This window comes from Arcobacter caeni (assembly GCF_003063245.1).
GTDB lineage: Bacteria > Campylobacterota > Campylobacteria > Campylobacterales > Arcobacteraceae > Aliarcobacter > Aliarcobacter caeni.
Genome location: NZ_MUXE01000005.1, coordinates 1 through 12,106, shown reverse-complemented (window position 1 = coordinate 12,106; position 12,106 = coordinate 1). Strand labels below are relative to the sequence as shown.

Sequence of the window (12,106 nt, the reverse complement as noted above, 5' to 3'; positions counted from 1 at the left end):
TCTATTTTTTAGTTTGTTTCAATTGTGATAACAATTTTAATTGTTCACCAGCACTTGCAACTAATAATTGATTCTCTTTTAACACTGAACCATCTTTTATATTATTTAGAGTTTCTTTAGAATTAGAAATTTTTATTTGGGGTTCTTGATTTATTGATAATGTATTATTTAAATTACTATTCGTATCTAAATTTTGAGCAGATCTTCCAGTTGCTTTTTCTTGAGCTTCTTTTAAATGTGCTTGAAGTTGTTTAATCTTATTTTCAATATCTATTAATGAATTAGAATTTGCTGACGATTTATCCTTATTTAAGGCTTCTAATTTTCTTAAAGTCTCTTCAATATCTTTTAATTCTTGCTCCGTAAATCCAGTTTTTAATAATGACATTAGGTCTTTTACTAGATTTTCTGTTGTTTCTTTATGAATTACTACTGATGAATCTTCTTTTTTTTCCATTAAAGAATCAAAAGAAGTTTTCTCTGCTTCATTTGTTTCTTTCGATAAAAGATTTTCACTTGAAGTATTAAATAATGATGTTTGTGTAGTTGTTGATATTTGCATAATTTATCCTTTTTGAAAATGACTTAACATTGTAACAATTTTTTGTATAATAACTACTATGATTATTAAAATAAAAAACTTAAATAAACAATACTTCGCAATTATTTCTTTACTTTTTATTTTTATAATAAATGTTTCCATTGAATATAATAAATATTTAGATTTAATTGATGAAGAGATATACGAAGTAAAAGTTGAAGTTTTAAATATTTATGAAAAACCAACAAAAAATATTTTGAGACTAAAATCAGCTAATTTTGATTTTTTCACTGATGCAGATAAAAATGAAAATATTAAAAAATCTGACTTATTAAATATGACAATAATTTCTCAAAATATTACTTTTTTAGATTATTTAAAAGGTTTTTATACCAAAGCTATTTATTTTGATTATTTAGAAAAAACTCCAAAATTTAGTGATAAAATAGCAAAAAAAATAGATTTAAATCATCAAGATGAAATGATAAAAGAGCTTTTTCAAGCTCTATTTTTAGCAACTCCAATTTCAAAAGATTTAAGAAATATTTGTACAAATTATAGTATTAGTCATTTGATTGCACTTTCTGGGTTTCATTTGGTTGTTTTATCTTTTGTGATTTATTGGTTTTTGTATTTTCCTTATTCATTTTACCATCAAAAGTATTTTTCTTTTAGAAATAAAAAATACGATTTACTTTTAGTTTCAATATTTTTACTTTTTTGTTATTTGATTTTAACAGGAATTGTAGCATCGCTTTTACGAGCTTTTGTAATGTTCGTTTTAACAATATTTTTACTTCGTTCAAATATAAAAATTGTTTCATTTATGAATCTTCTTTTTACTTTTTTAATAGTGATTTCATTATTTCCAAAATTTTTATTTTCTTTAGGATTTTGGTTTTCTATAATGGCTGTATTTTATATCTTTTTATTTATAAAATATTTTTCAAACCTAAATAAATATCTTCAAATAGTTGTTTTTAATATTTGGATGTTTTTGATTTTTAATCCGATAGTTCATTTTTATTTTCCTCAAACCTCTTATGAACAGTTTTTGTCAATAATAATTACAATATTTTTTACTTTCTTTTATCCATTTGAAATATTCGCTCATATTTTTGATTTTGCGATTTATTTTGATAGTTTTATAAAGATTTTTTTGGAGTATAAAATGTATGTTTATGAAGTTTTTACGCCTTTTTATTTTTTTGCAATTTTTTTGATATTTTCATTTCTTTCGATATTTTATAAAAAGGCTTTTTGGATTTTGAATATTTTGATGTTAGGTTTTAATTTGTATTTATATATACAAATTAATTAAGCTTTTAAAACCTTATCCAAAGTATATTTTAAATCTTCATCAAGTTCCATATTACTTCTCATCCAGTTTAAATAACTTGCATCTTCTTTTGCCACAGTTTCGACATCTTTACCTTTGTATTTTCCAAATTTAAAAGTTTGAATAAACACAGGAGTTTTTGTTAAATCTACTAATTTTTCTATTGGATTGTAATCAGGATAAAGTTCTCTACATTTTCCTACAAGTTTTGTTAAAAATAGTTTCATTACTAAAACATCACCTATTGCATCGTGAGCTTTTATAGTGATATTGTGTTTGGCTGCTTCTATTTCTTCAATTTTGTAAAGTTCAAGTGCATATCTTATATATTGAAGTCTATGGTATGGAAGCTCTGGAAATAGATGTTTTGCGCATCTTAAAGTATCAATTAATTGATAGTTATTTACAAATCCCTCTTTTTTTATCATTCCCATATCAAAAGAAATATTATGAGCTATTAGATAATTTTCATTTGAATTTAACTCTTCTAGTTTTTTGTAAAAGTTTGTTTCAACTGCTTTTGGTTTTCCTATTAATAAATCAGGAGTGATATTATGAACTTCCATAGCTTCTAGTTTTATAGCTACACTACTTGAACATAATTCATCAAAAGCTTCAACTTTTCCTGATTTGTCAACAATCATTGCTCCAAATTGGATAACTTTATCATCTTCTTGATTTCCTGTTGTTTCTGTATCAAATAAAACATAATATGCCATTTTTTATTGCCTTTTTAAATTATTAACATACCATCACCATAAGAGTAAAATCTGTAATTCTCTTTTATGGCTTCATGGTAAATTTCAAGTGTTTTTTCTAATCCTACAAATGATGCAACAAGCATGATTAATGTAGATTTTGGTAGGTGAAAGTTTGTAAGTAAATAATCAACTTTTATTGGTTTATTTGCTGGATTTAAAAACAAATCACATTCACCTTGGATTTTATTTGTTCTTTGATAATACTCAACAGTTCGTGTAACCGTAGTTCCAACTGCTAGAACTTTTGAAGCTTTATCCAAAGCTTTTTTAGCATCAATTCCTATTTCAAAATATTCGCTGTGCATTGGATGATTTAAAATATCATCCACATCAACTGGTTTAAAAGTTCCAGCTCCAACATGAAGTGTTAGATAATTTACACTATATTTTGCATTTATTTTTTCTAAAAGTTCTGGTGTAAAATGAAGTGATGCTGTAGGAGCTGCAACTGCTCCATAGTTTTTTGCAAACAAAGTTTGATAATCTTTTTCATCTTTTTCTTCATCATCTCTATTCATATAAGGAGGAAGAGGTAAATGTCCGATTTTATTTAAAATATCTACAAGAGTTAAAAAATCTAATTTCTTATCATTTTGAAAAAACTGTACAACACGACTTCCATCTTCATTTACTTCTAAAACTTCAGCGTTTAGATTTTCATCAAAAAATAGTTTTGTTCCAATTCTTACTTTTCCACCTATCATTACTAAATATCTATCCATAAATAGAGGTTTATTCAATAATAACTCTATTTTTCCACCTGTTTCTTTTGTTCCAAAAATTCTAGCTTTTATAACTTTTGTATCATTTAAAAAAATTGATAAATTTTGTGGTAAAAAATCAAGAAGATTCTTAAAAGTTGTATGAGTTATTGAGTTTGTAGTTCGATTATAAACCAAAAGCCTAGCGTTATCAGCTGGGCTTACTGGATGAGTTGCTATGAATTCTTTTGGTAAATCATAATCATAACTTGAAGTCTTTAGTGGGTCAAGCAATTTTACTCTTCCTCATCTTCTTCGTCTTCTTTTGGTGCTGGATTAAATACTTTTGCTATATAAATAGATACTCCATAAAGTAAAAGTAAAGGAGCTGCCATTAAAAGTTGACTTAAAACATCAGGAGGAGTTAATATTGCAGCAACTATAAAGATAATAACAATTGCATATCTAAAGAAATCTTTTAGCATTCTATCATCAACAAGACCAATTTTTGCAAGAAAAAAGGTAATAACAGGTAATTCAAAAGCAATACCAAATCCAAATAATAATTTAGTAAAAAAGTCAACATATCTTCCAATACTTGGTAATACAGTAACAACAGTTGAACCAAATGCAATTAAAAAATCAAAACCAATTGGCACAACTACATAATAAGCAAATGAAGCTCCAACTAAAAACATAACTGTTCCAAAGAATACAAAAGGAATAACTAGTTTTTTTTCATGGTCATAAAGCCCAGGAGCTAAAAATAACCATAATTGCCAAAATATTACAGGTAAAGAAATAATAAAACCAGCAAAAAAAGCAACTTTTAATGCCGTGAAAAATGTTTCTTGAATTTCAACTGCAACCATTTGTGAATTTTTAGGAAGTACCGCTTCAACAGGAACCATCATCCAATTTAAAATAGGTTCGTAAAAAGAAAAACATACAAAAAACATAACTACAACAGTAACTACTGATATAACTAATCTTTTTCTCAAGTCCGCAATATGCGGTTTTAAGTCTTCAAACATTAAGCATTATCCTCTTTTTTTTCATCTAATTTAACTTTGAATTTATCATCATTTTTAAAAGAAACTTTTTCTTGTTTTGGTTCTTTTGGCTCTTTTGCTTCTTCTTCAACTTTTGTAGTTTCTTTTAAATTATCTTTCATAATATCATTTAAACCTAAATCTATTTTTGAATCAACTTTTAATGAAGTTTTTGTTTCTTCAATTTGTGTTTTGAATTTAGTGGCTTCTGCTTTTAGTTCTGAAATATTAAGTTCATTATCTAAAGTCGTTTTGGCATCTGCAAGACCATTTTTTATCTTATTGATAAACTTTGCGATTTGTATCATAGTTGTAGGAAGTTTTTCAGGCCCCAACGCAATAATTGCAACCATTGCAATTAGTAAAATTTCTGTAAAACCCATTCCAAACATTTAGAACTCCATTATATAATTAAAGGATACGATTTTAACTAATAAGTTTAAAAATATTACTTAAACACATCAATTTAAATTGATTAAGATTTTATTAAATATCCTAAATCTTTCACTGTTACTATTATTTTAGAATCAAGCTTCTTTCTTAGCCTATAAACCATATTTCTAATAGTATTTTCATCCACTGGCTCTTCAAAAACATTGGTTTCAATAAGTTCTTTTGAAACCAAAAGATTTGCTTTACTTAAAAGTAATTCTAAAAATAGTATTTCATTTTTTGTTAAAAATATTTCTTCATTCATTTTTATGATTTTTTTTGTAATAAATGAATAAAAAACATCTTCATCCAATTTTATTTGAAGTAAATTATTCTCTTCTAAAGATGAAATAACACTATTAAAAACATTCATTAAATCATCATATAAAATAGGTTTTTCAATATATCTTATAAGATTTAACTCAATTGCATTTAAAAGTTTATCTTTATCTGTATATGTACTTACAAGTATTATTGGGATTTTTTTATTTATTTCTCTGATTAGTTTTGCAGTTTGATAACCGTCTAAATTAGGCATTACATAATCTAACATTAGAATATTTGGTTTATATCTTTGATAGGTTTCTATAGCTTCATTTCCATTATTTGCGATAAATACTTCTTTAAAAAACATTTTTAAAATTCTTGAAGTACTTTCTTGTATTACTAAATCATCTTCTGCGTAAAGAATCGTTAATGATTTTAAAATATCTATATTTTTTATCAATTTTTAGCCTTTAAAATAAGTTAGCAATTATATATTTCTAATATCATTTCTATATCACATTTTTGTTTTTATCATATAAAATAAATTTTGCTCCATTTTCAGAGTTTTGGATTGTCATTATCCAGTTATTTTTTCTTAATATTTCAAAAGACATTTTTAAACCTAAACCTCTTTGTTCATTATTTAAAATATTTTCTAAAACTTTGTTTTCAAAACCTTTGCAATTATCTGTAAAAATAACACTATTTTCATTTATAGTTATGTTTATTTGTGGTTTTATTATATTTTCTATTTTTGCTGATTTTATAGAATTTGTAATAAGATTCAACCAAATATGCATCCACTCATTTTTATTGGCTGTCATATTTAAAGAAAAGTTTTCTACTATTTTTACTTCTAATTTAGAGTTTTTTATTTCCACATCAATGAGTTTTAAAACTTGTTTTATATTTTCTTTTATTTTAAAGTTTGAAAAATCATCATCAATTTTATAATATCCTAAAAAAGTATTCATAGTTTCAACCATAAATTTTATAGAATTTTCTGTATCTTTTAGTCTTTGATAAAACTCTTTATTATCACTTAGTTTTTCTTTTAATTCGTACATAAATATCATTTCTAAATTTAATGATGATATTTGTGATAAACCATTTTTCCATTGGTGTGAAATATTTCCTAAAAGTTCTCCTATTTCTGCTTTTCTTTTTTGTTCTATTAAAATAAGTTGTTGTTGTTGTTTTTTTTTGATTTCTTTTTTTACTTTTTGATTAAGCATATAATTCCACAATAAAATCATAAAAAAAGCTATTAACAAAACCCATAAAACCCATAAATCAGTAATAAATTTACTAGTTTCTTCTATAATAATTGTTACATATTCATTTACAATATCATCGGTATCTTTTTGTGTAATAGTAGTAATGGCTTTATTTAAAATATCTCTTAAAATAGGTTCATCATTTCTTACACCTATTCGAAGATAATTTTCATAACCTTTTGGTTGACCTATGATTTTTAGATTAAATAGACCATTTTTTTTGATTGTATATGCTGTTATAATCATTGACCTCAAAGTTATATCAGCTTTTCGTTCTTCCACAAGCTTAAATGCTTCATCTTCACTTGATGTGGGAATTATCGTAAGATTTGGAAAATCCTTTGCAAATCTTTCACCCATTGCTGTTTGTCGTGGAAGTGCGATTGATAGATTTTCCTTTGAAATATCATCTATATAACTTTTTTCACTTCTTCCTATTAGAACATTTGGGTCTTTAAAAATAGGTTTTGTAAAAGTTAGCCACTCTTTTCTTTTAGCAGTTTCATTTAAAAAACTCAAAATATCACATTTTTTTCCTTTTGAAAAATCTATACTTTCATCCCAGTTTTTTGTAGGAATTAGTTTTATTTTAAGATTAAGTTTGTCTGAAATAAGTTTGATTAAATCAGCAGAAATTCCTTCATGTAAACCATTTTCATTTATTTTTTCAAATGGTTCCCAGTCTGGATCTACACACATAGTAATAATTTTTTTTACTTTTAAATAAGATAACTCTTCTTCATTTAGTTCTATATTATCTGCAAAAAGTGAAGATAAAAAAACAAACAAAAAAAGAAATAATAATAATAAGAAATTTTTTTTCATTTTAACTCAAATAATAAATTTTATAAGACATTTTACATAAATAATTTAAATTATTAGTAAATGTGATATTGAAATGATATTGGTTGTTTATAATTTGTATATAAAATATAAAAATAAAGGACTGGAACCAATGACACGATTTAATCATGACTTTAGCTCAAGATTTAGAATCTTAAAAGGTGGGAAAGTTAGCCTTGTAGTTTCTGCACTTCTAGGAAGTGCAATAATAGCAAGTGCAGCACCAACAGGTGGAGTTGTAACAAGTGGAACAGCGAATATTTCACAAAATGGCACAACAACCAATATAAATCAATCCACACAAAAAGCAAGTATTAATTGGAATAACTTTTCAATAGCTCAAAATGAAACTGTAAATTTCAATCAACCAAATGTAAACTCAATTACTTTAAATAGAGTAGTAGGTAATGAAAAATCAATCATAAATGGTGCTTTAAACGCAAATGGACAAGTTTGGTTATTAAACTCTAATGGTGTTTTATTTGGGAAAAATGCAAGTATAAATACATCAGGTATTCTTGCAACTACTGCACAACTAAGTGATGCTGATTTTAATGCAGGAAATTATAAATTCAAAAATGCAACTTCAAATTCAGTAGTAAATCTAGGAACAATAGAAGTATCAAATAATGGATATGTAGTATTAGCCTCAAATGAAGTAAGAAATGAAGGAACTATCGAAGCAGTTAAGGGAAAAGTACATTTAACAGGTGCTAGTGAATATACAATAAACCTAAATGGAAACTCAATAGTAAACCTAATAGTAGATAAAGGTGTTCTTGATGCAATGGTTGAAAATAAAGGAACAATTACTGCAAATGGTGGAGAAATTTATTTAACAACAAATGCTGTAAATGAACTTTTAAAAGGTGTAGTAAATAACATAGGTATTCTTGAAGCAAGTAGTTTAGATGGAGTAACAGGTAAAATTGAAGTGTTTGCTCATGGTGGAACTGCTGAAATTGGAGGAATAATAAAAGCCGAAAATGGATTTGTTGAAACCTCAGGAAAGAATTTTAACTTTTTAGGAGCAGATATAAAAGCTGGAAAATGGCTTATTGATCCTGTAAATATTATCATTGATACAACTTTAGCTGGTGCAATTCAAACAGCTTTAGGTAGTGGGAATGTAATTATTTCAACAGATAGTGGAAACACTCCTGATACAAGCTCTGGAGAAAGTGGTGCAGATGGTAATATTAATGTTAATTCAGCAATTTCATGGTCTTCTGATAATACATTGACTTTATCGGCATATAACGATATCAATATTAATGAAAATATAACTCATACAGGTACATCAACAGGTGGAGTGATTTTTCTCTATGGTCAAGGGTCTGCAAATGGTGGAATGAGTACATATACACTTGCGAATAGTAAAACAGTAACATCTCCATCTATACAATGGCGTAAAGGGAGTGATTTGGCAAGTACACGTTATGCGATTGTAGATGGAAGTGTATTTATAGGTGGTAAATATATTGAGATAGGAATTAATGATGATGCTGGAGGTAAATTTGGTACTACAAATAAACCAAGTTTATTTTTTGGTCGTCAAGGTGGACTATCTGGTATTGGAATGACTGGTGATGCTGATGGTTTTGGAATAGGTGTTGATTTAAGAATTGATTATTTTCTTCCAGGTTCTCCTTATGAAGAATTTGCTGCTGGATATACATTGTCAGGTACACAAACTCAAGGTAGCAATTTTGCAACAGGAGCAGGTATTACATTAGTTGGATTGGATTCAAATAACAAATTAATAGCGAATGTACTATCAACATTGGGTGGTAATCTTGAAGTTTCTCAACAAATTAGTTTAAGTCTTAATGACAAATATTTTAATAATTCTGTGAGTTTACATAATATTGGTGCATCAGGACTTGATAATGTAGTATTTGTAAGAGGATTTGATCCAGATAATACTAAGGATATTGGTGGTGACTTCACGACTATAAATACAATAGATCAGCTTAAATCTGCTGGTGATAGTGCAACAGTTATCAGTGCTACAAGTATATCTGGTGATGCTTACTCTACGGCAACAGGTGGTAGTCAGTCAAAAATCATATATTACACTACAAATTCAAGTGCTTCAGTCGGATTTAATGTGGGTAGAAATAATGCATATGGAATGTTGGCTGGAACAACATCACAAAATAAAGGTGATACTTCTACAAGTGATGTAGGTATCGCAATAGCATTTAATTTAGGCAGTATTGCTGCTGGAGATTCGAAAACCCTTAACTATTTGACATCACTTGATAACCGAGATATGTCAACTATTTTATCAGAACTTAATGCAGCTTCAACGCCAACACCAGCAGCAACGCCAGCAGCAATAAATACTGAAGGTGTAAATAAAGTTATTTCAGCTATCGCAAATACAGCTGCTGTAAAAATAGATATTCCAAAAATAACACCACCAGTATTTCAACCACAAGCAAGACCCGTAATTGCATCTAATATTAATCTAGGATTTGGGGAGGGCGCTAATGTAAATCTTGTTTCAAAACCATTTGATGGAGAACCCACAAAAGCAATAACATTGACTGAAATAAAAGCTATGCAACCAGAAAAGAAAGATCAAAGTGGAAATCCTATTGTTCAAGATACAAGAGTATCACTTTCTGATAATTCAGTAATAGATTTAGTAAATGGTGGAGTTAACCTACCAGATGGTGTAGAACAAGAGTTCTATGTTGTAGAAGATAAAAGAAATTAAGAAGTAGGAAGAAATATGAAACATATAAATAAAATTATCACACTATCACTTTTAACATCAAGTGTACTTCTAGGCGCAACTCCAAATATAGGAGATATAGAAAGACAAGTACAACCTCCAAAAGAAGTACAACAAAAACAAACTCCATTAATAGAAATTAATGGAGTAAAAAAATATGCTCCTACTATGAAAGATGATAAAAGTGGGAAAACAATTTTTGTAAAAAACTTTAAAATAAACGGTGCTATTCATATAGAAGAATCTAAACTTCAATCTTTAATTTCTTCTTATAATGGAAAAGATTTAACTTTTACACAATTAGAAGAAGTAACATCTGTTATTACAAAAAAGTATAGAAATCAAGGATACTTTGTAGCAAGAGCTTATATTCCAGTTCAAGATATAAATAAAAATAATGGTATTTTTATGATTGACATTATTGAGGGAAATTATGGAGAATTTAAATTAAATAATAAATCATTAGTAAAAGACTCTGTTGTTCAAGGTATGCTTGATGATGCAAAAGCTAGAGATAATGTTGTTTCAACAAATACTCTTGAAAGAAGTATGCTTATTATCAATGATACTCCAGGTGTAGTAGTAACTCAAGCTGATGTAAAACCAGGAAGTGAAGTTGGAAGCTCAGATTTTATTATTACAACTGAAAAAATAAATAGAGTAAATGGATATGTTTTAACAGATAATGTAGGAAGTAGATATACAGGTAAAAATAGATTAATGGCTGGATTAAATATTAACTCGCCATTTGATATAGGTGATAAAATTGCATTAAGTGGATTAGTATCAAATGAAACTAATTTACTAAATGGAAGAGTAGCTTATAGCGCACCATTGGCTTCAAATGGACTTTTGGGAGAAATTTCTTACTCTCAAACAAATTATGATTTAACTAAAGAATATAAAGATTTAGATGCACAAGGAACTGCAAAAACTATAGATGCAACTTTAAAATACCCAGTTATTAGAACAAGAAGTGAAAATCTATATGTTAATTTAAATGTTGCAAATAAAGATTTAGAAGATAAAGTTAATTCAACAAATGATGTTACAAAAAAAGATACTCAATCTTTAACAATAGGGACTGATTATGATAAATCTTATGTTGTAAATAATTTTGATTTTCTGTCAAAAATAAGCTTTAATGTAAAATATGGAAAATTAAACTTTGATGATGTAGCTGATAAAACAACAGATGAAAATGGCGCAGATACTAATGGTAATTACTCAAAAGTAAATTTAGATTTGTCAAATACGATAGCTTTTACAAACCAAATATCTTTAGATACAGCCTTAAAAATGCAATATGCTCTAGGAAATAAAAACCTAGATGGAAGTGAAGATATTTCTATTGGTGGAAGCTCAGGAGTTAAATTATATCCAGATAGTGAATCAAGTGCTGAAAATGGATATGTATTTAATATAGAAGCTAAATATAAACTTCCAACTTTCCAAAATATAAATAATAGTGTAGGAATATTTTATGATAGAGGAAGAGTTTGGATGGCAAATAATAATGTAGGCTTTGAAACAAAAGCACTTCAAGATGCAGGAGTAGGATATTATGCTTCGTATGATAAATATTTCGGACAAGCACAAGTTGCGTGGAATGTAAATAGTAAAGAAGTTACAAGTGAACCTGATAGAAATAGTAAAATATTATTTCAAGCTGGGATGACTTTTTAGAAGATAGATTAGTAAAAAACTCTTAATTTCGGAGACTGTAAAATAAACTGTGTAAACCCACCAGTTACCCTTTAATTACTTAGTATATTTTGACACAATTTCACTGAAAAATATACTAAGTTGAGGGTAAATTTCAAACCAATTTCTAACACTAGACATATTCCACTTTTCTTGTTGTTCCTGGATTGCTAAATATAATACTTTAAATGCTGATTCTATCGTTGGGAAAGATCCTTTTGATTTTGTCTTTCTTTTTATTGTAGCATTTAAAGATTCTATAGGATTTGTTGTATAAATTAATTTTCTAACTGTATCTGGATATTTAAAAAAAGTTGATAATTCTAACCAATGGTTAGTCCAAGACATAGTAATATTTGGATACTTTTTACCCCAAATATCATTAAATTCTGTGAGTGCTAATTGTGCATCTTCTTCATTTAAAGCTGAGTAAACAGATTTCAAAT

11 protein-coding genes are annotated in these 12,106 nt (G+C 27.1%); 3 read left to right on the top strand and 8 right to left on the bottom strand.

All coding sequences use genetic code 11. The features are described from left to right. Position 1 precedes the first annotated feature (1 nt). Entirely contained in the window at positions 2–562 is a 561-nt protein-coding gene (locus B0174_RS04620; protein ID WP_108558488.1) for a hypothetical protein, read from the bottom strand. A 58-nt stretch (positions 563–620) separates the two neighbouring features. Here B0174_RS04620 and B0174_RS04615 point away from each other — a divergent pair, with 58 nt between their 5' ends. Beyond that, positions 621–1,862, top strand: a complete 1,242-nt coding sequence (locus B0174_RS04615) for a ComEC/Rec2 family competence protein (protein WP_108558487.1) — start codon at positions 621–623, stop codon at positions 1,860–1,862. Here B0174_RS04615 and B0174_RS04610 read toward each other — a convergent pair. The 6 genes from B0174_RS04610 to B0174_RS04585 all read right to left on the bottom strand — a co-directional run bounded on the left by B0174_RS04610 (position 1,859) and on the right by B0174_RS04585 (position 7,195). Continuing rightward, a complete protein-coding gene (locus B0174_RS04610; protein WP_108558486.1) occupies positions 1,859–2,599 on the bottom strand; it encodes a 3'-5' exonuclease in 741 nt (246 codons plus the stop codon). The two genes, B0174_RS04615 and B0174_RS04610, sit on opposite strands and share 4 nt — an antisense overlap. 14 nt (positions 2,600–2,613) lie before the next feature. Further along, positions 2,614–3,636 carry a tRNA preQ1(34) S-adenosylmethionine ribosyltransferase-isomerase QueA gene (gene queA / locus B0174_RS04605; protein ID WP_108558485.1) on the bottom strand — a complete coding sequence of 341 codons (1,023 nt, stop codon included), beginning with the start codon at positions 3,634–3,636 and terminating at the stop codon, positions 2,614–2,616. A 2-nt stretch (positions 3,637–3,638) separates the two neighbouring features. Next, on the bottom strand, positions 3,639–4,376 hold the full coding sequence (gene tatC, locus B0174_RS04600) for a twin-arginine translocase subunit TatC (RefSeq protein ID WP_108558484.1): 738 nt from the start codon (positions 4,374–4,376) through the stop codon (positions 3,639–3,641). Continuing rightward, complete coding sequence (tatB, locus tag B0174_RS04595) at positions 4,376–4,786, bottom strand: Sec-independent protein translocase protein TatB (protein WP_108558483.1); 411 nt, start codon at positions 4,784–4,786, stop codon at positions 4,376–4,378. Before tatB ends, tatC begins: the two co-directional genes overlap by 1 nt. 83 nt (positions 4,787–4,869) lie before the next feature. Further along, a complete protein-coding gene (locus B0174_RS04590; RefSeq protein WP_108558482.1) occupies positions 4,870–5,553 on the bottom strand; it encodes a response regulator transcription factor in 684 nt (227 codons plus the stop codon). 49 nt (positions 5,554–5,602) lie between these two features. Continuing rightward, positions 5,603–7,195, bottom strand: coding sequence for a transporter substrate-binding domain-containing protein (locus tag B0174_RS04585; RefSeq protein ID WP_108558481.1), 1,593 nt, complete (start codon positions 7,193–7,195; stop codon positions 5,603–5,605). A 130-nt stretch (positions 7,196–7,325) separates the two neighbouring features. On the opposite strand from B0174_RS04585, the gene B0174_RS04580 reads away from it, so the two are divergent. Both B0174_RS04580 and B0174_RS04575 read left to right on the top strand, forming a co-directional pair. Continuing rightward, entirely contained in the window at positions 7,326–9,938 is a 2,613-nt protein-coding gene (locus B0174_RS04580; RefSeq protein WP_108558480.1) for a two-partner secretion domain-containing protein, read from the top strand. Positions 9,939–9,953: 15 nt separating this feature from the next. Then, on the top strand, positions 9,954–11,642 hold the full coding sequence (locus tag B0174_RS04575; protein WP_108558479.1) for a ShlB/FhaC/HecB family hemolysin secretion/activation protein: 1,689 nt from the start codon (positions 9,954–9,956) through the stop codon (positions 11,640–11,642). 75 nt (positions 11,643–11,717) lie between these two features. Here B0174_RS04575 and B0174_RS04570 read toward each other — a convergent pair. Beyond that, a partial coding sequence (locus B0174_RS04570; protein ID WP_205663491.1) for a transposase occupies positions 11,718–12,106 on the bottom strand: 389 nt, incomplete at its 5' end.